The 21,731-nt window shown below is 50.4% G+C and carries 18 protein-coding genes; 9 read left to right on the top strand and 9 right to left on the bottom strand.

The annotated features are described in order from the left end of the window. Positions 1-8 precede the first annotated feature (8 nt). Complete coding sequence (gene glnE, locus F4Z13_07635) at positions 9-2,810, top strand: bifunctional [glutamate--ammonia ligase]-adenylyl-L-tyrosine phosphorylase/[glutamate--ammonia-ligase] adenylyltransferase (protein MXZ49093.1); 2,802 nt, start codon at positions 9-11, stop codon at positions 2,808-2,810. Beyond that, the gene (locus F4Z13_07630; GenBank protein ID MXZ49092.1) at positions 2,810-4,228 is read left to right on the top strand and encodes an alkaline phosphatase family protein; all 1,419 of its coding nucleotides are present in this window, start codon (positions 2,810-2,812) and stop codon (positions 4,226-4,228) included. Before glnE ends, F4Z13_07630 begins: the two co-directional genes overlap by 1 nt. A 6-nt stretch (positions 4,229-4,234) precedes the next feature. On the opposite strand, the gene F4Z13_07625 is transcribed toward F4Z13_07630, so the two are convergent. Then, entirely contained in the window at positions 4,235-4,732 is a 498-nt protein-coding gene (locus F4Z13_07625; protein ID MXZ49091.1) for a CarD family transcriptional regulator, read from the bottom strand. Positions 4,733-4,811: 79 nt separating this feature from the next. Here F4Z13_07625 and lhgO point away from each other — a divergent pair, with 79 nt between their 5' ends. From lhgO to F4Z13_07605, 4 genes are all read left to right on the top strand, one after another. Beyond that, a complete protein-coding gene (lhgO, locus tag F4Z13_07620; GenBank protein MXZ49090.1) occupies positions 4,812-6,017 on the top strand; it encodes an L-2-hydroxyglutarate oxidase in 1,206 nt (401 codons plus the stop codon). Between the two features lie 138 nt (positions 6,018-6,155). Continuing rightward, positions 6,156-7,412 carry an NADH-quinone oxidoreductase subunit NuoF gene (nuoF, locus tag F4Z13_07615; protein ID MXZ49089.1) on the top strand — a complete coding sequence of 419 codons (1,257 nt, stop codon included), beginning with the start codon at positions 6,156-6,158 and terminating at the stop codon, positions 7,410-7,412. Positions 7,413-7,558: 146 nt separating this feature from the next. After that, positions 7,559-8,452: a SulP family inorganic anion transporter gene (locus F4Z13_07610; GenBank protein MXZ49088.1), complete on the top strand. Its 894-nt coding sequence runs from the start codon at positions 7,559-7,561 to the stop codon at positions 8,450-8,452. 36 nt (positions 8,453-8,488) lie between these two features. After that, positions 8,489-9,265, top strand: coding sequence for a SulP family inorganic anion transporter (locus F4Z13_07605; GenBank protein MXZ49087.1), 777 nt, complete (start codon positions 8,489-8,491; stop codon positions 9,263-9,265). A 62-nt stretch (positions 9,266-9,327) separates the two neighbouring features. Here F4Z13_07605 and gatB read toward each other — a convergent pair whose 3' ends face one another. Then, positions 9,328-10,752, bottom strand: a complete 1,425-nt coding sequence (gatB, locus tag F4Z13_07600) for an Asp-tRNA(Asn)/Glu-tRNA(Gln) amidotransferase subunit GatB (GenBank protein ID MXZ49086.1) — start codon at positions 10,750-10,752, stop codon at positions 9,328-9,330. Positions 10,753-11,056: 304 nt separating this feature from the next. On the opposite strand from gatB, the gene F4Z13_07595 reads away from it, so the two are divergent. Together F4Z13_07595 and F4Z13_07590 are read left to right on the top strand one after the other, a co-directional pair. After that, complete coding sequence (locus F4Z13_07595; protein MXZ49085.1) at positions 11,057-12,322, top strand: hypothetical protein; 1,266 nt, start codon at positions 11,057-11,059, stop codon at positions 12,320-12,322. 231 nt (positions 12,323-12,553) lie between these two features. Continuing rightward, positions 12,554-13,219 carry a PIG-L family deacetylase gene (locus tag F4Z13_07590; GenBank protein MXZ49084.1) on the top strand — a complete coding sequence of 222 codons (666 nt, stop codon included), beginning with the start codon at positions 12,554-12,556 and terminating at the stop codon, positions 13,217-13,219. Positions 13,220-13,221: 2 nt separating this feature from the next. Here the strand turns inward: F4Z13_07590 and F4Z13_07585 are convergent, their stop codons facing one another. Genes F4Z13_07585 through F4Z13_07575 form a run of 3 tightly spaced genes read right to left on the bottom strand, consistent with a single transcriptional unit; the run spans position 13,222 to position 16,196 of the window. Continuing rightward, a complete protein-coding gene (locus tag F4Z13_07585; GenBank protein ID MXZ49083.1) occupies positions 13,222-13,872 on the bottom strand; it encodes a hypothetical protein in 651 nt (216 codons plus the stop codon). A gap of 25 nt (positions 13,873-13,897) precedes the next feature. Further along, a complete protein-coding gene (locus F4Z13_07580) occupies positions 13,898-14,542 on the bottom strand; it encodes a hypothetical protein (protein ID MXZ49082.1) in 645 nt (214 codons plus the stop codon). A gap of 7 nt (positions 14,543-14,549) precedes the next feature. Next, positions 14,550-16,196 (bottom strand): LysM peptidoglycan-binding domain-containing protein, encoded by a 1,647-nt coding sequence (locus tag F4Z13_07575; GenBank protein MXZ49081.1) that lies wholly within the window; start codon positions 16,194-16,196, stop codon positions 14,550-14,552. 231 nt (positions 16,197-16,427) lie between these two features. On the opposite strand from F4Z13_07575, the gene F4Z13_07570 reads away from it, so the two are divergent. Further along, positions 16,428-17,540 carry a D-alanine--D-alanine ligase gene (locus F4Z13_07570; GenBank protein MXZ49080.1) on the top strand — a complete coding sequence of 371 codons (1,113 nt, stop codon included), beginning with the start codon at positions 16,428-16,430 and terminating at the stop codon, positions 17,538-17,540. A 3-nt stretch (positions 17,541-17,543) separates the two neighbouring features. Here F4Z13_07570 and F4Z13_07565 read toward each other — a convergent pair whose 3' ends face one another. The 4 genes from F4Z13_07565 to F4Z13_07550 are packed head-to-tail and all read right to left on the bottom strand — an operon-like array spanning position 17,544 to position 20,454. Further along, positions 17,544-18,452 (bottom strand): DMT family transporter, encoded by a 909-nt coding sequence (locus F4Z13_07565; GenBank protein ID MXZ49079.1) that lies wholly within the window; start codon positions 18,450-18,452, stop codon positions 17,544-17,546. After that, positions 18,439-19,395, bottom strand: a complete 957-nt coding sequence (locus F4Z13_07560; protein ID MXZ49078.1) for a bile acid:sodium symporter family protein — start codon at positions 19,393-19,395, stop codon at positions 18,439-18,441. The genes F4Z13_07565 and F4Z13_07560 overlap by 14 nt, the downstream gene beginning before the upstream one ends. Positions 19,396-19,438: 43 nt before the next feature. After that, entirely contained in the window at positions 19,439-19,837 is a 399-nt protein-coding gene (locus F4Z13_07555; GenBank protein ID MXZ49077.1) for a biopolymer transporter ExbD, read from the bottom strand. Then, the gene (locus tag F4Z13_07550; GenBank protein MXZ49076.1) at positions 19,834-20,454 is read right to left on the bottom strand and encodes a MotA/TolQ/ExbB proton channel family protein; all 621 of its coding nucleotides are present in this window, start codon (positions 20,452-20,454) and stop codon (positions 19,834-19,836) included. Before F4Z13_07550 ends, F4Z13_07555 begins: the two co-directional genes overlap by 4 nt. Positions 20,455-21,731: the final 1,277 nt, after the last annotated feature.

The following is a 21,731-nucleotide window of genomic DNA, read 5'->3' as shown; positions in this document are numbered from 1 at the left end:
CCGGCTTGATGAGAAAGAAAATCCTTCTTCCCGACGAGGAAAACGCGCGCTTAACCGTTGAGAGATTCCGGGAGATAAACGGCAGGCTCTCCGGGGAAAAAGAAAAAGTCCTCCGCGCCATCTCTTCCCACAGCAGATTTCTCGGCAATTCAATCATAAGAAATCCCCGTGCGCTAAACGTACTTACCAATGAAAAAGCCCTCAGGAGAAAAAAAACGCTTTCTTCCCATCGAACTCCACTCGGCTCGATTGTGAGGAATTCGCAGGATTCAAAGCAGCTCTCCGAAAGGCTCAAGGAGTACAAGTACACCGAACTCTCGAGAATAATCTACAGGGAAATTCTGGATCTCTGCACGTTTCGCCAGACCATGGAGGAGATTTCCGATCTAGCCAGCTCCGTGGTCAGGGCGGTGCTTGATTTTTACAGGTCCCGAATCGATGGCGGAGATCAGTTTGAGTTCGTAGTGCTGGGCATGGGGAAACTCGGCGGAAGACTCCTTAATCTGAGTTCCGATATAGACCTCGTTTATCTCTACAGAGGCGAGGAGTACGCCCGGCAGATATTTACGCTTTCCTCATCAGTTACCAGAACGATAAGCTCCGTCACCCCCGGCGGTTTTCTCTACAGAGTCGACCTGGGTCTGCGTCCCGGGGGCAGCGGGAGTCCGGTCGCGGTGTCGGTTGACGCGGCCCTTGATCATTATTACCACTGGGCCGAGACCTGGGAGAGAGCGGTTTTGCTCAAGGCGACCCCTGTTGCCGGGGATATTGAGCTCGGTCGCGAATTCCTCGGGGACCTTGAACCGGTAATATACCGCAAGCTGCTTGATTACGAGTCCATAGAGGATCTCAAGGACATGAAGGTTCGTCTCGAGGGCATCCGGAAGGAAAACGACGTGAAGCTCGGAAGGGGAGGAATAAGGGATATCGAATTTTTCGTGCAGGCGACCCAGCTTATGAGTGGTGGAGCGGTGAAGAAGCTCAGGGGACTCATGAACACTCTTGACGGTCTTTCCGCCATGGCGACGACGGGTTTCATAACAGAACAGGTAAGGGAAGAGATGGAGCATTACTATCTCTTTCTTAGAAAGGTTGAGCATTCGATTCAGCTCTGGGATGAACTTCAGACGCACAGCATTCCCACGGAGGAGAGTTCGCTCGCCAGACTCTCAAGGAGAATGGGTTTTGAAACGACGGCGGACTTCAAGGCTGCTTACGAAGAGATAACCTCGCTTGTCATTAAGAACTGCGGGAACCTGTTTTCCGATCCCGGGGTGGAGCTTGAGGAAAAAGGCAGGGAATTCTGGGAGGTGGCGGATTTTATGGCCGAGGGAAATGTAAACCGCGAGGAAGCGATTTCGACCCTCGGAAATCTCGGATTCTCGGCGCCGGACGACGCGATCGAAATCATATCAAGCCTCATGAATCCCCAAAGGGCCGGACTCACGGAAAGGGGAAGGGTGCTTTCGAGAAAAGTGATACCGGCTTTTCTCTCAAACATAATCAACCTTAGCGATCAGGACTCTGCGCTTTTAAATCTTGAAAGATTTATCTCCGGCCTAGGTTCCAGGATGTCGGTCTACTTTCTTCTGACTGAAAACCCAAAAATCATTCCTCTGCTCTCCAGGCTCTTTTCAAGAGGTGGCATGCTGTCTGATTTTCTTATCAGGCACCCTGAGTATCTTGACTCCATCATACTGAAGGACGTGACGCAGTTTTACGATTCGAAAGATGCCATGGCACAGGCTCTCGGGGAAGCCGTCTCGGAAGAGGAGTTCTTTGAGGGCAAACTCGACGCTCTTCGAAGCTTCAAGCACATTGAGTCCCTTAAGCTTTGCTTCAAGGAACTTTCCGAGGACTTGGAACCTATCTACGTGGGAAAATATCTGTCGATGGTTGCGGACGTTGTAATGGACTCAAGCCTCGAACTTGCCAAGGGTTCCCTTAAGTGTTCTCCAAGGGAGAGAAAACTTCTTGATAACATGGTCGTCCTGGGACTTGGCAAGCTTGGAGGAGGGGAAATGAGCTACGCTTCAGACCTAGACATAATCTTCATTTACGAGGGAGATGACCACGAACTTTTCTCCAAGTACGGTCAGAGATTCATATCCAATCTTTCGGTTTACACTTCCAAGAGCTTCTGTTACAAGGTGGATGTGGAACTGCGCCCGTCGGGAAATTCGGGCGCCCTCGTCGCCTCGCTTGAGGCCTTTGAAGAATATCATAATTCAAGTGCTCATATCTGGGAGAGGCAGGCTCTTGTAAAAGCCCGCGCCGTTGCGGGAAACCGCGCGCTCGGCGAGAAGGTAATGAAAGTCATAGAGAATTTCGTTTATGCCAAAGAGCTCGCTCCGGATTTTCCCAAGGAAATCCACAGGCTACGCGGTAGGCTCGAAAAAGAACTCGCCAACGAGACGGAATCCAGGTTTAACCTGAAGACGGGAAGGGGAGGATTGGTTGACATTGAGTTCCTTATCCAGATGCTTCAGCTTGCCCATGGTCCAGCAAACCCCGAGCTAAGAACGGCAAACACCATGGAGGCTGTCGGGGGGCTTTATGGGGCCGGGTTAATTAAAAGCGACGAGGCCCTGACGCTTAGCGAAGGCTATCTATTTTTAAGAAAAATGGGAAATCTGCTGAGTCTTTTCAACGACAGGAGCAAAAACGAGGTCACGCGGGGCGATTTTGACCGAATGGCGCCTGAGTTCGGTGGTTCCGGTGGAGAGGGAGGTTTTCTCATGTCTGAATATGCGCGTGTGACTAGGGATATCAGGGAAATTTATAACAGGTACTTTACGGGAAGCACTTGATGAATAGAAGAAAATGCGTTTTTTTTCTTGCCGATGGTACGAGGCTGGATGTCTTCGCTGAACTTCTAAAAAGAGGCGACCTTGAGAATATACAGAAATACGTTGTTGAACCTGGAGAGTTCCTTAAGGGAGTCACGGTTTTTCCTTCCACAACGGGTCCGGCCTATACCCCGTACCTTCTCGGCAAGTTTCCAGGCAGGTGCAACCTCCCCGGCATAAGGTGGTTTGACAGAAGATATTACGACAAGACCCCGTTTTCCCTGCGAAGATTCAGAAGCTACGCGGGTCCCCAGGCGTCTCTTATCAACCGGGACATAGAGTGTGACTCCCCGACGCTTTTCGGCATGGTTCCAGGGAGCGTAAGCATCCTAAACGAAATAACCAGGGATATAGGTCCCTCGGGGAGAAACAGGACCAAGTATCTTAAGTATTACTTGGTCGTAAAAAGCCATTTCACGGACAGAAGCGACAGTGTTGAAGAGGCCGCGGGAAGAATTCTGATTGATTCTCTCAGGGATTCTCCGCGTTTTATTTTCTGCGTTTTCACTGCGGCAGATGCCTATTCCCACCGCTACCATCCGTTTCACCACAAAGTTATGGAATCCTACAGAAGGCTTGACCGGTACGTTGGAATGGTTGCAGAAAAGATCGCCGAGCAAGGTGAACTTGACGATACGCTTTTTGTCGTGGGAAGCGACCACGGACTTACGTCCACGCACTCCCACTTCGATTCCCTGGATTTTCTTCGCAGACGGGGTCTCAAGCCGCTTTACTACACCAACGTGTTCAGGCATTACCTTGACGCCGATTCATCCGTCATGGTTTCCGGAAACTCCATGGCGCATTACTATTTCAAAAATTCCGATGGATGGAAAAGACACACCTTTTGCGAAGAAATAGCGGATATAGTTAACGAGCTCTCCGGGCGGCCGGAAGTGGATCTTGTCTGCGCCAGAACCGGCGGAGCGGGGGGGGAGGTGAAAATAACTAATCCCAGGGGAGAGGCTCTCGTGAGTGTGGATGAAGAAGGTCTGATCTGCTACAGCAATGTTTCGGGCGACCCTCTTGGCTACGGCTTTTCCTCAAGGAAGATGAATCCCTCGGAGTCGCTTCGACTCACGATCGATTCTGACTATCCGGATGCCCCCCTCCAGATTCTCCAGCTTTTCGAATCGCCTCGAACCGGCGATGTGGTAATCAGTTCAAAACCGGGCTATGACCTTCGGGCCACGCACGAGAACCCTGAACATCACGGCTCCCATGGCTCCCTGCACAAAGACCACATGGTGGTTCCCATTCTTATAAGCCGCCCGGCCCCACACGACTGCGTAAGAACCGCAGATATCTTCTCGAGCATCGTCAGTTATCTCGGGTTTGAAGTTCCCCGGGGCGTTGACGGAAGGGATATTCTTGAGTGAGCGGATTTAGGAGAAGATTTCCTCTATCTGGTTGCTGACTTCTCCCTCTTTTTTTCTAAGCGATATGGAAAGTTCTTTAACTACGTGGGAAAGGGCGTTTTCCATTATTCTCTTCTCGCCGAAAGAGAGGTTTTTTACTTTTTTCAGATGGTGTATGTCCCTTAGTACCCTGGCTATTTCGTAAATGTCGCCGCTTTTAACCTTGTCGGCGTATTCCTTATACCTTTTGTTCCAGCTCTGGACTCCCAGCTTGGGCACTTCCCCGTTTTCTTCCTTTAGTATGTCAAGGATTTTCTTTACTTCCTTCCTGGGTACTACGGGCCTTAAGCCCACGGACTCTATGTTATCCGTGGGGACCATGAGTTTTACGCTACTTTCAAGAACGTTAAGTATGTAAAAGGATTTTCTCGAGCCCAGTATTTCCTTTTCCTCAACTCCCTGAACCTCAACCACACCGAGAACTGGGTACACAGCGTTTTGTCCTGCTTTAAATTTCCTGCCCATTTTATTAAGTTATATTAAACGGTCAGTATACCTGATTTACACCCGGTTTGCCAGAAAACGGACGAGAAGGGTCGGAGTAATGGAAAAAAATTGCGATTTTATTGTTGTTGGCGGAGGAATTGTGGGTCTTGCAATCACAAATGAACTTCTTCTGCGCGGCTGCAGCAACATCATTGTTTTGGAAAAGGAAGAGGGCTTGGGGGCGCATTCAAGCGGCCGAAACAGCGGGGTTCTGCACGCCGGGATCTATTACACGCCCGATTCTCTGAAGGCGCGGTACTGTATTGAGGGAAACCGGATGATGAGAGATTTCTGCCGTGAGAACGGAGTCGCTATATCCGAATGCGGCAAGGCCATCGTGGCGGACTCCGAGGAAAAGCTTGAAGGACTCCAGGCACTTCAGCAGAGGGCGCAGAGAAACGGAGTGGAGTCGTATCTTATCGATGAAAAAGAGCTTGCAGAGGTAGAACCGCATGCCGCTACGTTTGAGAAAGCCATATATTCTCCCGCGACATCGGTGTTTGACCCTATGGGCGTTTTGGAGGCTCTTTGCTCGAAGATTAAAAAAACCGGGAAAGCACGAGTACTTTTTGACACGGTTTTTATTGGACAAAAAAAGAATCGCGTCGCCCTTACGAGCGCGGGAGAGATAGGTTATGGAAAACTCATAAACGCTGCCGGCCTCCACGCGGACGTCATAGCGCGCCAATTCGGAGTGGGTCTCAGGTACAGAGCCATCCCTTTTATGGGTTCCTACAGCGAACTTACGAAAAAAAGCACTTATCTTGTCCGCGGAAATATCTACCCGGTTCCCGACCCGAGAATGCCTTTTCTGGGGGTGCACTTCACGAGGAGCACTTCGGGACGGGTCTTTATCGGCCCTACCGCCGTGCCGGTTCTGGGAAGGGAGAGCTACGGATTTCTTGAGGACCTGGGGCTTGAGTCGTTCCGGTTTCTTTACAGAAACGCGTCGATGTTCGTAAGTGACAGCGGATTCAGGGCAAATGCGCTCTCCGAGGTGAAAAAATATCTGGGATCCCATTTCTACTCAGAAGCCAGAAAGCTGGTTCCCGGTCTGCTGCCCCGTCACCTAGTCTCTTCTGCGAAAACCGGTATCCGTTCGCAGCTTGTGGACTGGAAGGAGAAAAAACTCGTTATGGACTACGTCGTCTGCAGGGAAGAGAACACTGTTCACGTTCTAAACGCCATATCGCCCGCTTTTACATCCTCGATGTCGTTTGCCAAGTATGTAGCGGACATTCTGCTTGAGGAAGAAGCTCGCTAGAAGCAGTGAACACGGGGTTTTTTTATGCCCGGCCTTATTTTTTCCATTTTTCCTTGAAAAAATTCCGGCAATCGCATTTAATATTTATCCATATTCATCCTTTTTTCCATTGAGAAATTGCTTTAACCGGACTCGAAAATGCCCGAACAAAGAGTCATAAGAAATTACGTCGACAGGCCCAACTCCTACACCATCGGATCATATCTGTCCTCGGGGGGATACTCGGCGTTGAGAAAAGCCCTTGGCATGGTCCCTGGAGAAGTAACCGACGCGGTCAAGAAATCCGGTCTGCGGGGAAGGGGAGGGGCTGGCTTTCCGGCGGGGATAAAGTGGAGCTTCATTCCGCCCGACTCCAAGAAACCGGTTTATCTCTGCTGCAACGCCGATGAGAGCGAACCCGGAAGCTTCAAGGACAGGGAGATTCTGGAGAAAGATCCCCATCAGATGATAGAGGGCATAATAATCGCCTGCTACGCTATCCGCTCCCACAAAGCCTACATATACATAAGAGGGGAGATGCCGTACGGTGCCAAAAGGATACAGCAGGCAATAGAGGAAGCTTACGAACACGGCTATCTCGGCAAGAACATACTTCTAAGCGGCTTTGATCTCGATATGAAGCTGTATATAGGCGCCGGCGCCTACATATGCGGGGAGGAGACCGGTCTTCTTGAGTCAATAGAGGGAAAAAAGGGAGAGCCGAGACCCAAGCCTCCTTTTCCGGCTCAGGTGGGCCTTTTCGGCTGCCCCACCATAGTCAACAACGTGGAGACGCTTGCATGCGTCCCCCATATAATAAACAACGGGGCGGACTGGTTTGCCTCGATAGGGACTCCCAGAAACACCGGAACCAAGATTTTCGGGCTGAGCGGGCATGTAAACAAGCCCGGGCTTTACGAACTTCCCCTCGGAATAAACCTTCTTGAGCTGATTGAGGAGTACGGCGGAGGAGTTCCTGGAGGAAGAAAAATAAAAGCGGTTTCTCCCGGTGGTTCTTCTTCCGCGTTTTTTTCCGCGGATGAACTGGACATTACGATGGATTTCGATACCGTTGCGGCTGCGGGCTCCATGCTTGGGACGGCGGGAGTAACTGTGATGGATGAAACGGTGAGCATGATCAAGGTAGCCCAGAACCTTGCCCATTTTTACAGAGATGAGTCATGCGGCCAGTGCGTTCAGTGCAGAGAAGGGACGTGGTGGCTTGAGAAGATACTGAGGGAGATTGACGAAGGTAAGGGATCCATTGAGCACCTCGACATAATACTTGACGCGTGCTCGCAGATGAGGGGAACGACCATATGTGCCCTTGCAGATGGCTGCGCCATGCCCGTTGACTCAATAGTGAGAAAATTCAGAGACGAGTTCGAAGAGCATATAAAAAGAGGATATTCTTAGTGCTTGTGGTTTATAATACGAACTAGTTATATCTAAACGCTTATGGCTCGGTTAAAGAAGCAAGGAGTTTTAAGGGGAGAGAGGATAGGATTTTACAACAAGCTTTGGCGCCGTCAGGGGATTGAGGGGCGTACTCCGGACGAAGTTTGTTAAGATTTGGGTGGAAAGTTGCCGAGAAAGGAAGCAGCTTTAAATTGTTCGGGAAAAAAAAGGGAAATTCTTCTTTCGGGTTGATAGGGCCCACTTTTCTAGATGACCTATTCGGCGGTGTTGTCTCCGCGATCGTAATTCTGCCGATGGCGTTAGCCTTTGGCGTTGCCTCGGGGCTAGGGCCGGTTGCTGGAATCTACGGTGCTGTCGCGGTGGGATTCTTTGCCGCTACGTTCGGCGGCACGCCTGCGCAGATCTCCGGTCCCACCGGTCCGATGACTATCGCCATGGCTGCGATTGTCACCCTGTATGCCCACGATCTGGCGACCGCATTCACCATCGTCATGCTGGCCGGCCTGATACAGATATCTTTGGGGTTTCTCCGGGTCGGACGCTTTGTGGGGTACACTCCATACTCCGTGATTTCCGGTTTCATGACCGGGATCGGCGCGATCATCATAATCCTCCAGGTCGTGACTATCCTCGGTGCTGAGCCGATTCCGGGAGGGCCGCTTGTCCAGATTGCTGCTTGGCCGGAAGCCATTGCCAACCCCAATCCGCACGACCTTGCTGTTGGTTTAATCGCCTTGGCTATTTGTATTTTCTGGCCCCGCCGGATACGACGCTTCCTGCCCCCTGCACTGGCCGCCTTGACGATCGGCACCTGCATTGCGTTGTTCGGACTCAACGAGGCACGAACCATGGGCGCGATCCCTGCGGGCCTTCCCGCGTTTCAGGTTCCGCAGATAGGGCTGGAATCAATCGGGCACTTTTTGGAGCCGGCACTGATTCTTGCGCTTCTCGGTTCCATTGACAGCCTGCTGACCTCGTTGATAGCAGATTCTCAAACCCGCACACGCCACAACCCCGATCGGGAACTCGTGGGGTAGGGCCTCGGTAATCTGGCGGCCGGTATTCTGGGCGCGTTGCCGGGCTCGGGAGCTCCGCTGGTCACCGTCACCAACATCCGGGCCGGCGGGCGCACTCCGCTTGCGGGCATCCTGACCGCGATCTTGCTGCTCGGCCTGCTGCTCGGCTTCGGCTGGATTGCCGAACCGATTCCGCTGGCTGTTCTGGCCGGCATTCTGATTAAAGTCGGCTGGGATATTATTGACTGGCGCTTTGTTGTCCATCTGCGGGTGATTCGCCTTGAGTATGTCTTTATAATGCTCCTCACCTTCCTCGTGACCGTGTTTGTTGATTTAGTCACCGCTGTCGCGCTCGGGTTGATCACTGCGGGCGTGGTGCGCTCGAGAGACTTGACTCAGAACGAACTGGAAGGCGTGTTTTCCCTGCCAGTTCTGGATTTTGATTCTTTACCGTCTTTAGCGGACATCAATCCCCATAACCTGCCCGTCGGATTCATCAAGTTAAGAGGAAGTTTCTCGATCGCTTCCGCAAACGAACTGACCCGAGTTATTGCTGCGGACATCGAGGATCACGACGTCATCATCCTCGACTTCTCCGAGACCACCAACGTGGACGATAGCGCTGCGCTTGCGATTGAGGAACTCGTCCAGTCTGCCATTGATGATGACACCGCCTGTATCGTGTTGGGCCTGTCTGGTGACGTGGGTAAAGTCCTGCAATCTCTCAAGGTCTTCCACCGTGTCCCCGCCGGGAATTTTGTGGACACTCTTGACGAGGCGAAGCAGCTGTCCAAGAACCTCCTTCACGAACGCGGTGCCGATGACGAAGCCTAGCGAGAGAGGATGAACGGTGCCGTGCAAATGCGTTGGCGCATATGTTCACGCGCACCCATAGATTATCCGAGAGAATTTCTGAGCGTTTGATTTACTACTGCGGGATCGGCTTTTCCCCTTGTTGCCTTCATCACCTGACCGACGAAAAAACTGAGGAGCTTTGTGTCCCCGTTCCTATATCTCTCGACTTCCTTCGGATTTTCTTCGATTATTTTGCTTATAATAGAAGAGATCTCGTCTTCATCGGTAATCTGGGCAAGTCCCTTTTCGGTTACTATTTCTTCTGCGCGTTTTCCCCCGCTTATCATCTCGGAGAATATTTCCTTGGCGGTCTTGCGGTTTATTTTTCCTTCCCCGATAAGGTTAAGCAGTTCGGCGAGGTTCTCGGGCTTGACCGGAAATTCTGCTATGCTGTCTTCGTTCTCCACTTCTCTAAGCATCTCGTTTAATATCCAGTTACTCGCCGCCTTCTTGTCTTTCGTGTGTTTTGCACACTCTTCAAAGTATTCGGCAAGCGGTCTTGAAGATGAAAGCGTCTCGGCATCGTTTCTCGGTATATTGAATTCATCCACGAATCTGCTGAGTTTTTCTTCGGGAAGTTCCGGGAGGGACAGGCGGATTCTCTCCAGATAATCTTCCACCACCACAACCGGGAGAAGGTCCGGGTCCGGGAAGTATCTGTAGTCGTGAGCCTCCTCTTTTGATCTCATTGCGAACGTGACCCCTTTTTGGGAGTCGAAAAGCCTTGTTTCCTGGACCACCTTTCCGCCACTTCGCAGAACCGCCTCCTGTCTCTTTATTTCGTATTCTATGGCCCTTTGTATGAAGCGGAAGGAATTAAGATTTTTGATCTCAGTTTTAGTTCCGAGTTCGCTCTGCCCTGCCGGCCGCACGGAGACGTTCGCGTCGCAGCGCAGGCTTCCTTCCTCCATGTTCCCGTCGCAAACCTCGATATACCTGAGGATTGTCCTAAGTTTCCTTACGTATTCAACCGCTTCTTCAGCAGTTGAGATGTCGGGCTCGCTGACTATCTCCACAAGCGGTACTCCCGCCCTGTTGAGATCCACATGGCTTTCAAAGTCGGAGTATTCGTGCACGAGTTTCCCCGCGTCTTCTTCCAGGTGTATTCGGGTTATCCTGATCTTTTTTTTGCCGTCCCCCAAATCTATCTCGAGATGTCCTCTGAGGCAAAGCGGTTCGTCGTACTGCGAAATCTGGTATCCCTTCGGAAGATCCGGGTAGAAGTAGTTCTTCCTTGCGAATCTGGATTTCTGGGCGATTTCGCAGTTGGTCGCAAGACCGGCCTTTATGGCGTATTCAAGAACCCTTTCGTTAAAAACCGGCAACACCCCCGGCATTCCCAGACAGACCGGATTCACCTGGGAGTTGGGGGGACTTCCGAATTTCGTCGAGGAAGAAGAAAATATCTTGGATTCAGTGGCAAGTTGTGCGTGTACTTCGAGACCGATTACCGCTTCGTACTCCATTGATCGTTCCTTTGGGGAAAATTTGATAAAGCAGTCGAGCGAAAATTATATATGTACTTGGCCAGCAGGCAACCTCTGGTCCGCGTATTTCTGTCCAGAACAGGGAATAGATCTAGCGGAAAGCCCTCTCAACGGATCAATCGTTTCTTTTTGACCTTTCGCCCCAAAAACTTTATTCTTTCTGCCCATGGAGGTGTATCCTCCTGTTGATTAGTTTGAGTGAATTCAAATCAATCGGATATGCCGCTTTTTTTTCAAACCCTCCGTACACCAGATTTGGATATAACTCAGAGGAGGACGTAAGATGAGGATTTTAGCAGTTTTAGCTGTTTCTTTAATGACGCTGTTTACCTTTATGTCACTTCCCGCCCAAGCCGACGGCGACCAGAGCATAAAGGAGCAGATAGAGGACCTTAAGAAGCAGATAGAAAGGCTTGAGCAGCAGATGAACATGAAGGAGTACGAGGCCACGGTGAAAGACTCCAAGGCTTGGTACAACAAGATAAAGGTCAAGACCAAAAAAGGCGCGGGTCTTACTTTCCAGACCGCGGACAGCAACTACAAGCTCAGGATGCGCTTTTTTGGACAGTTTCTGGCCAACTACACAGATCCTGACGCTGACGAAGAGGGTTTCGGTTTCAGTGTAAGAAGCCTCTGGTTGATCTGGGACGGTAACGCTTTCGCTCCCTGGATGAAATACACGGTTCAGTATGATCTCGCAGGGGGCGGGCTAAAGGATATGAGGCTTTCGTTTGCCAAGAACAAGGCTTTTGTTCCCACGATAGGCCAGTACAAGGTTCCGTTTAGCAGAGAGTTTCTTACCTCAATTACCGCCCTGCAGCTTGTGGGAACCTCGATCATAGACGATTACTTTGGGTATGGCAGGGATATCGGTGGTGGTGTTTACGGTTTCCTCGGCGACGGCATGATCCGCTATGATGCGGGCGTTTTCCAAGGCGAAGTTGCGAACCAGAAAAACGACAAGGGTGACACCGGAATGCTCTGGGCAGGAAGGGTTCAGGCGGCCATTATCGGCGGGAAAGCCAGAAGTGTAAAAGAGAATTTTGCCAAGAGGCCGACGCTCATGGTTGCAGCCGCTGTTGCGGGCATAGATGTTGAGGACGGCAATGATGGCAATATAGGAATTCCATCCGGAGAGAGAGCGCTTGAGAGCGGTACAGTCACCTCCTTTACGGCGGATATAAACTACAGGGATCCAAGGTTCAATCTTACCGGAGAGTATGTAGGAAGGTGGGCCAATCCCGATGAGGGTGGAGTAGATACTGCCTATGATCAAGGTTTCAGGGTTCAGGGCGGTTTCTTCCTCCTTCCGAAAAAGATTGAGCTTGCATCGAGGTACGCGATGGTCATCTTTGACGATAGTGCCAGCGTTCTCGGAGGAAATGACCTTGACAACGTATGGACGTTTACCCAGGGGCTTAGCTACTACCTGAGCGGCAATCACAAGTGGAAAGTGCAGCTTGACTACACGTTCCAGAGGGAAGAGGATCTCGTTGGCGCAGAGTCTGATGAGTCGATGGTAAGAGCGCAGGTTCAGACCTACTTTTAGGGATGCGTTTGGAGACATAGTCAAATCTGGTGTACAGGAGCATAATCAAGCGGCGATCTGATAGTCTGTTTTCACCTCTGCCGTTTTATCCATTGCCTGCTCGATTCCATTTTTGAATTTCCTTCTTTGCTTTCTCGACAAAACGCGCAACAGGGCATTATTGGTATTTTCCTAATTTGAGTTCACGGTGTAATTTAGATTCCGGTACTCTTTTCACTGAGAAGGACCGATATGCAAGAGACAAAAGCCCTTATAGTTTCTCCGCACCCGGATGACCTTGAAATAGGCATGGGAGGAACTGCCTGCCTGCTTCTGGAAAAAGGTGTTGACGTGGTTTCCTTTGTCGTTACGGATGGAAGGAGAAGTGCGAATCCCCTTGGTATCTCGCAAGAAGAGCTTGTGCAGACAAGGGAACGGGAAGTTAGGACATCCTCAGAGATACTCGGAGTGAAGGTTTCTCTTCTAGGGTTCTCCGACATGGAGTCCGATTCGAACAAGCGTGAATTCAGTTCCAGAATGGCGGAAATAATAACAAATCTCCGCCCGGGGGAGATATACCTCCCGCATCCGGAAATTGACAAGCACAGAACCCACAGGACGGTTTCCCGCCTGACGCTTGATTGTCTCGACGCGGCGCTTGGGGAAAGCCCTTTTGAGTGTGAATGCTGGTTCTATGAGGTGTGGACGCCTTTTCCTTCATACGACCGGATCGAGGATATAACGTCTTTTGCCGACCGCAAGCGCCAGGCGATTGAGGCGCACATGAGCCAGACGTCCTACAAGGACTACACAGACGGCATAATGGGCCTTAACAGGTACAGGGGGGCTTTTCACGACACCACAGACGGATTCGCGCCGCTTTGGGCCGAGGTCTTCATAAAGCATGACTCCGGGTGACCTTATCTCGGAACGTATTTTCTTTTCCTTGACCAGAGAAGCAGATCAAGCTCATCAAGACTGATTCCCAGTTCGCGAGAGGCTTCCGTCATAAGGTTTTCGGTTTCAAGGTATCTTTTTTTCGTCAGGGGATACTTCGTTTCGCCTATGATCCCCAGTTCGAAAAGGGATGCCAGATTGTTTCGGTCAAGAATCGCATAGCCTGAGAATCCCAGATTCCTCAGAAAATGGCTTGCCTGCATGTATCCGAGTCCTTTTATCCCCGGATTCTTCGCGAAGAAATCTCTTCTTTCCACCCTGTCTTCAAAAGAACTGACAAGTGATTTCAAAAGAAATCCGTGTTCTTCCCTGAGATATTCTCTGGTGAAAACGATATAGCGGGATGCGTTCTCGGCATATTTGTGAATTGCTCCAATACGTTCCAGCAGTTCGTCTTCTTCTCCGTCCACGAGCTTCTCTCCTATGGCGCTCATGCATTGGCCTGCTATTTTGGGGCCGATCCCGGAACTCAGTATGCAGAATGAAAGTTCACGGAAGATCTGGCGGTCGTCAGCCTCCCGAAAAGCCTGCTTGAATTCCAGAAGCCGGTCCTGTATCTCTTCTTTTTTAAGCTCGTAGAGTTCCAGAAGCTCCAGTCTTTCTTCTTCCGTCATCCGAGGGACCCTGTTTTCCGAGGCGTCATTTCAGTATTTCGCCTGTTTTCTCGCTCCACAGAAACAGATCCATTTCATCGAAATCAAATCCGTTTTTCTCCGTGAATTTCTTAAACTTGTTCTCAATCTCAATGTATTTTGACCTTGAGTGCGGTGCCCGCGGAGATTCCGTTATACCTAGCTCGAAGAGACACTGGAGTATGTGCTTGTCAAGAATTGCGTAGCCGCGAAAACCAACATTTCTTAGAAAATGGCTTGCTTCCTTGAAACCGAGCCCCTTTATATCCTTGTTGAGCGCGAAAAAGTCTCTTCGCTCTGCCGGATCTTCAAAGGAAAGAAGAAGCGGTCTTAGTCTGAGTCCGTATCTGCTGGCCAAATAGTCTCTTGTGTGGATCACGTGTTTTGAGCGCACGTTTGGGAATCTGTAAACTCCCTGCAGTCTTGCCCTCAGTTCGTCCTCGCTTGCCCTCGGGAGTATGCTTCTTACGGCACTAAGCGCGCTCAGTCCCATCTTGGCGCTCGTTCCGGCCGTGAATATGCAGAAGACGAGTTCTTCGAAGATTGCTTCTTCGGAGGCGTTTTTGATAATATTCTCAAATTCCCCGAGTTTCTTTCTTATTTCCGGGGCTTTGTGCGGAAGGTCTTCTCTTATTGACCGTACTGTCAGCATCCGGGATTTATTTGTAGATGACGAGGTTTCTTCCGGCGATCAGCATGGTTGAAGACATGTTGTTCCACCTCTTGATCTGGGAAACCGACACCCTGTAACGAAGCGCCAGCTCGCTCAGCGTGTCGCCGGGGATTATCTTGTGGTGCACCTTCTTCGGAACGTCCTGCGGCACGTAAGAGTGGAAAAGCCTCTGTGGAATGGAAAGGGTTTTCCCCGCTATTATAAGGGAGCCCTTGAGGTTGTTAGCCCTTTTTATCTCGTCGATTGAAGTTCCGTATCTTTTTGCCAGAACGTAAATATTTTCCCCGGGGCGGATTTTGTGCTTTACGTATATGACGTTTCCTCTTGCGGGTATCTTAAGCCTCTGGCCGGGGCGTATGATCGTACCCGAGAGATCGTTTGCGTACTTGAGTTTCTCGACAGACGTTCCGAACTTCCTGGCTATCTTCCAGAGGCTGTCGTCAGTCTTTACGGTGTATCTTACCGGCCTTGTCCTGAAAGGAGTCTTAACGTCCTTCAGGGTCTCCACTTCGCTTTTAACGGCAAGGAGTTTTTCTCCGTAACCTTTGGGAACCTTGAGCTTATAGCTCTTTCCGGGGGGAGTGGAAAGTCCGACGAGCGAAGGGTTGTAATTGGAAATCTCCTTGTATCCCATGTCAAGGAGGTTGGCGATTTCCGCAATACTTTTTCTGGGTGGAACGCTCACGGCTTCGTAGTCTCTCCCCGTTTCCGTAATCCTGAAACCGTATTTCTCAGGGTTCTTGGCTATTATCAAAGCGGCGTTGAATTTCGGCACGTAGTTTCTTGTTTCCCTGGGAAGCCTTCTTGATACTGTCCAGAAATCGGTTGAACCTGTTCTCCTGATAGCCTTCGCCACTCTCTTCTCTCCGCAGTTGTAGGCGGCGAGGGCAAGTTCCCATGAACCGAATTCCTCATACAACTTCCTTAGATATCTGGCTGCCGCCAAGGTCGATTTCTCGGCGTGCATTCTCTCGTCTACCCAGTAGTTTATTTTCAGTCCGTATTTAAGTCCGGTCGGCCTTATGAATTGCCATAGCCCAACAGCGTTTTTTTTTGAAACGGCGCGTGGGTTAAACCCGCTTTCTATAATAGGCAGATACGCAATCTCCTGGGGAACACCTTCGGAGCGAAGCATTTCCTTTATCTCCGGAAGGTATTTCCCGGAGCGTTTGAGAATCACGGCGAAATTTCTTTTTCCTTTTCCTGAGAACCGTCGGATATAGCGATCAACCTTTGAGTTTCTTTTTATCTCGAATTTTATGTCTTCGTAGGCCTGCAAAGCGTCTGTGGGTTCGTCCTCTGAGATTTCTTCGGTTCCAGGCTCTGTCTGCTGGGCCTGTGGGCCTTGTTCGTCAGAACTAAGGGGTGATTGGGCTGCAGGATCCGTATCTGTTTTTGCGGTTTCCTCAGCTTTTTTGCTTTTGTCCTCGGGATTCCGCAAAGTGTCTGCAGGTTCAGCTTCTGAGGCTTCTTCGGTTAGCTCGGCGGACTTTGCCTGTGCCTCTTGGAACTGCTCAGGGAGTTGCGTCAGGCTTGAGGCGGTGACGGATGCCCACGGGAAAAAAACGGCGAGGAGAATACTAAGTATGACTGTTAAGTTCATGTTGATTTTCTCTGCGGAAATCCCGTCCATCTTAACTACTGTGATTCTTAAGTCAAAAGGTGGGACGATAATATTCCGCGGAGGGACTTTCGGTTTATTTTTCCGTAAGTTATTTGTACAATAATTCTAACCACATAGTTTCAATAGTCAAAGTATGTTATGGAAAATTTAGTAATAACTGGTAAGAACGGGATTTTGCGGGTTGTTATTTTTCAGAGTTTTCCATGAAATCTTTTCCTTAAGCATGTCGGGGGTTACAACTTGAGCAGAAAAACGATAGTGGTTCTTTTCGGCGGTGTTTCGGTTGAGCATGAAGTGTCGCTCGTTTCATCAAAATTTATCATCAGCAACCTTGATCCTTCAAAATTTTCTCTGCTGCCGGTTTTAATCTCGAAGGATGGCAGATGGCAGAGGGCCGTTCTTGATAATTGGCAGGAGGGGCATCCTCCGGCCGTGGTTCCCGACTCCGAGATCGTCCCCATGCTCTACGGCTCTCCCCCCGGTCGTTTCGCTGAAATAGTCAACGGAGAGATAAAGGAGATTTTTTCCGTGGACGCCGTTTTCCCCGTTCTTCACGGAACCTTCGGCGAGGACGGATCGGTACAGGGTCTTATCGATCTTATGGGTGTTCCCTGCGTGGGAGTGGACCTGCTTGGGTCTTCGCTTTGCATTGACAAGATAGTCTCAAAGGCAATCCTCAGGGATAACGGTATCCCGGTTGTCCCGTTTTTCGGTTTTTCAGGAACCGACTGGCAAAACGATAAGGAAGCAGTTCTCCGCCGCATAGAAGACGAAATAGGATTTCCCTGCTTTGTTAAATCCTCAAACCTGGGTTCAAGCGTGGGGGTTTCAAGGGTGAATTCTCCTGAGGCAATTGCCGAAGCGGTGGAGGCTTCTTTTGATTTTTCTGAGAGGGTGATCGTTGAGAGGGCCGTGAAGAATCTAAGAGAAATTGAGGTAAGCGTAATAGGGAATCAGGACCCGCAGGCGTCGGTTCCGGGAGAGCTGGTCGTGGAAGGGGGCTTTTACGATTACCAAAAGAAGTACCACGACGAGTCAACGCAATTCCGGATTCCATGCGACCTTGACCCCGAGACTCAGGAGAGGGTCAGAACTCTCGCTCTTGCTTCCTATACTGCTCTTTGCTGTACCGGTATGGCGAGGGTGGATTTTCTGGTTGACGCTGATACGGACCAGGTGTTTGTAAGCGAGATAAACACAATTCCCGGGTTTACTCCGATAAGCATGTACCCGAAACTCTGGGAGGCAAGCGGGCTTTGCGTCGGGGAGATGCTCGAGATGCTTGTTGAACTGGCCGAGCAGAGGCATCGGATGAGAAGGGAACTCAGAACGGATTTCTCCGGTTCCAGCTAGGATTCACTTGCCGAGGATATCGTTTTTCTGTCCCCGGAAAAGCACGAGGAAGACGACCCCGACGATTATTGACGCTCCGCCGAGAAGTTTGGTAATCGACGGCAGGTCGTCGAAGAAAACATGCGCGAGGATCAGCACGAAGATCGATTCCATCGGCATGACGGCGGTTGTTCGTGAGATGTCGAGAAGCTTTATGGCGTGAAACTGGCTTCCTTTTGCTATATACGCTCCGCACGCACCTCCGCACGCCATCACAAACGCCTGTTCTAGGCTTGGAGGCTGAAATGTCCCGGTGAGTATTAGGTAAATGAAAAGGACTATGGAGACTCCCAGGGTTCTAAGCGTCGCGACTGTCAGCATGTTCAGGTCCTGCGCTATCTTCTTTACCATGAAAGAGAGAAAGGAATATAAAAACGCGGCCCCGAGGGCCATGGCGGTTCCGAAAATTAGATAATCCTCTCTCTGGTAGGCGACCACCGCTCCGCCGGCCACCGTCAAGGCTATTCCTACGCTTTCTCCCTTGTTGAGCCTTTCACCGAGGAAGATTATGCCGAGCAGAAGCGCGAAAAGCGTCTGGGCCTTCATCAGGAACGAGGTAAGGGCCGGCCCGATCGTCCAGAGCGCAACCATCCACAAGGCGGCCCCAGCCGAGGTTATAACGGAACTCCAGATGAAAATGGCACGGTACTCTCGGATTCTTCTTAGTTCCTTTCTCTGCGAGCGAAGAAAGGGGAACAGGATTAAGGCGACTATAAAAGCTCCGAAGAACCAGAAAAAAGTGGTGGTTTCGGGGTGAAGGTCGCTTCGCTCAAGCGCCTTTCCTATTGCGTAGGAAAGCGCCGTGAAAAAAGCGGTGGCTATCAGAAAGAGATAGCCCCTTATGGGAAGTTTTTCTTTCTTATCGTTCTTCATTAATCCTTTTGTTTCTCCATAACCAGGCTATAACCGCGCCCGAGATATTATGCCAGATGCTGAAAAGCGCGGCGGGAAGGGCGGAGAGATAGCCGAAGTGCAACTGGGAAAGAGCTACCGCGAGCCCCGAGTTCTGCATTCCCACCTCGACGGATATAGCCCTGGCGCTGCTTTCTCCGAAACCCATTGCCTTCGCTATAAAATAACCGCATGTGAGACCAAGAGCGTTATGAATTATTACTATGAGGAAAACCATTGCGCCGATGGTTTTTATGGATTCCGCGTTCAAAGCCACTACTATTCCCACCACAAAAGCTATAACAAGACACGATACTGAGGGCAGGAAGGGCAGTACGGCCTCTGATTTTCTTCCGAGCAGCTTCCTCAATACCACTCCGAGCAGGACCGGCAGCAGTACTATCTGAAGCGCGGAGATAAAAAGATCGGCGACCGGAACATCTATCCATCTTCCCGCGTAAACGTACATGAGCGCTGGCAGGAAAAACGGGCAAAGGAGCGTTGAAACCGAAGTCAGCGTTACGGAAAGCGCGAGATCGCCCCTCGCCAGATAGGTGATCACGTTTGACGCCGTTCCTCCGGGGCATGAACCGACGAGAACGACCCCCGCGGCGACAAGTGGGGGTGTGCCGAAGGCAAAGACAAGGAGGAAGCCCAAAAGAGGCATCACGGCGTATTGGGCGAAAACGCCTGTCAGGATTTCAAGCGGTCTTGAAAAGACTCTCCTGAAGTCATCTGTTTTGAGTGTTATGCCCATAGCGAACATTATCACCGCGAGCATGGGCACTATGAGGAATCCGAGATCCCGAAAAACGGAGGGAAAAAAGTACGCTACGGCCGAGAACAGAATTATCCAGAGGATGAAGAACTTTGTTATCAGGTCTGTAAGCGAAGTTAAAGCGCTTTTCGTTGAATTCAATTTTATTTGTTACCGCCAAGGCTGCCGGGGAAGCGATTACAGGGAAGTTTTATCGCTTCGGCTCAACTCCGATTGCTATTTTCGAGAACCCCTGGGTCTTTGCCAGATCCATGGTGCTTACCACCGGGCCGTGCATGGCTTGGGAATCCGCCCTTATTATTACTAGGGTGTCTTTGTTGGGTATCTTCTCAAACTCCCGCTTCAAAGATCTCTCGGAACGCATAAGCATGTCGTTAAAGTAAACTTTCCCGTCTTTGGCAATGTGTATGTTCACGTCTTTTATCTCAACGATTTCGCCGGTTGCTTTCGGGAGGTTGACTTTTATGCCGCTTGATATGGCGAAATTGAGTGTAAGGGCAAAGAAAATAAGGAGGTTGAAAATCACGTCCACGATGGGAGCCATGTCTATGCCGGACCTGCTACCTGATTTTCTTTGCGAGAATTTCATAGGGATGCCTTTGCGGAAAAAGTTTCCAGTATTTTCTTGCCTTCGTCCTCAAGCTCGGAGATTATCTCCTTGAATTTTCCATCTGTGTACTTGTAGGCTATGAGCGCCGGGATTGCTATCGTGAGTCCGAGAGCCGTTGTGTAGAGGGCTTCCGAGATACCTCCTGCGAGGGAAGGCGGATCCACTATATCCTTCTCCGATATGACGGCAAACACCTTTATCATTCCCGATATTGTTCCGAGAAGCCCGATAAGGGTGCTTATGCTGCTTATGGTGAGCAGAGTCTCGATATATTTTTCAAGACCTTGGGCCTCGTTCTTTCCTGCGGCCTCAATGGCTTCATGCATTTCCTCTTTCGATTTGCCTGAGTTCTGCGCGGCTGCGAGAGCCATTTTGGCTACAGCAGAATCGTTTGATGCGGAAAGGGATTTTGCCTCTTCAAGCCCCTTTGTCTCGACAGTCTCGTACAGGCTTGAAAGAAACTCTTCGGGGAGAAGCTTCTTCCTCTGAAGGAGTTGAAGCTTTTGAAGAAAAATCGCAAGTCCAAATATGGAACATAAAATCAGGGGGAAAATGTATATTCCGCCCTTGGTAAAAAGATCAATAATTGCGTCCATGGGGGTTTATCCTTGAATAGAGAGGTTTTTGCTCCGAAGTCTGGGTTTTCGATACAACGAAACCATTATAAAACAAATCCGGGTTTTGTCCAAGCAAAATTTGCAGAATGCAAGAAGCAAATACAGGAAGTCCGGGTTTTAAGTTTTCTGGTTGTCCGGAATTCTTCTCTTTTCAAACCAGACTCAACTGACTTGAAATCTCTGCTTCATCCAGACGCCGGCTTTCTGCCGTAAACCCCAGGCCTCGCAATCAGCAGCAGCACGGATATGGTAAGAAGCAGGTTAAACAGGGCTTCCTGCCACCGGAGTGTTCCTTCTCCGCTTGCGGCAACAGCGCACCCTCCCGTTTCCTCTACGAAAACCCCAGTCAGGGAAAAACCACCCGTCTCCGCGCAAAGAAGTTCCTCTCCGTTAACCGTCTCAACCAGCGAGGGAAGAACCTCCCACTCCCCCAGGTCATCACTGTAACGGTAAATATCTCCCCCGGCTTGGGGCAGACACACCGTAACTGTCTCTCCCTCCCCAAGCGTGACCCCCAGATCCACTTCCGCAGCGAAACCCGAAAGACGAAGCCCGGAGGGCGGATCATGAGGAGAAACTTCCTGAAGCTCGAAGGTTATCTCCTCGACTCGGTCAAGAACATTGCGGGGTACTATCACCGAAGGATTGTCTGACGCTACATCCCCTGTAACGGAAAGATCTATTGATTTGTTTCCGTAAACTATGCTTCCTCCCACTCCAAGGGGAGTAAGAGAGAAACCCTCCTCTTCGTCTTCACTGTGGGAAACCCCTTCCGCTGAATCAATAACGGGAACAAAAACTCCGAACAGGGAAAATGTATCTGTCTCCCCGCAGAGAAGTTCTTCTTCGTTAACCTCATCAAGCCGTGAGGGAAGACGTTCCCATTCCCCGTCGTAACGGTGAATATGCGATTCCCCTTCGATTTCAGCTGGGGGCAGGCATACCGTAACTGTCTCTGTTTGTCCGAGTCTTACTCCCGGATATATTTCCGCTGTGCAGCCCTCCATGCGAAACCCCGGAGGGGGATCGTGGGGAGAGAGTTCTTTAAGCTCGAAGGTTATTTCCCGGACACGGTCAAGAGTGCTTCGGGATATGATCAGTGCCGGATTGTCTGGCGAGGGACATTCATCCCGGGTAACGGGGAGATCTATAGTTCTTCTCCTGTAGACTATGTTTCCTCCTTCTCCAAGGGGGGTGAGGGAAAAACCCTCAGTTGCGTTCCCGCTGTAGGTAACCCCTTCTGCGGAAGTAATGAC

Source organism: Candidatus Dadabacteria bacterium (assembly GCA_009837205.1).
In the GTDB taxonomy this organism is placed as follows: domain Bacteria; phylum Desulfobacterota_D; class UBA1144; order Nemesobacterales; family Nemesobacteraceae; genus Nemesobacter.
The sequence above is the reverse complement of the archived record's forward strand: the minus strand, read 5'-3'. Positions and strand labels throughout refer to the sequence as shown.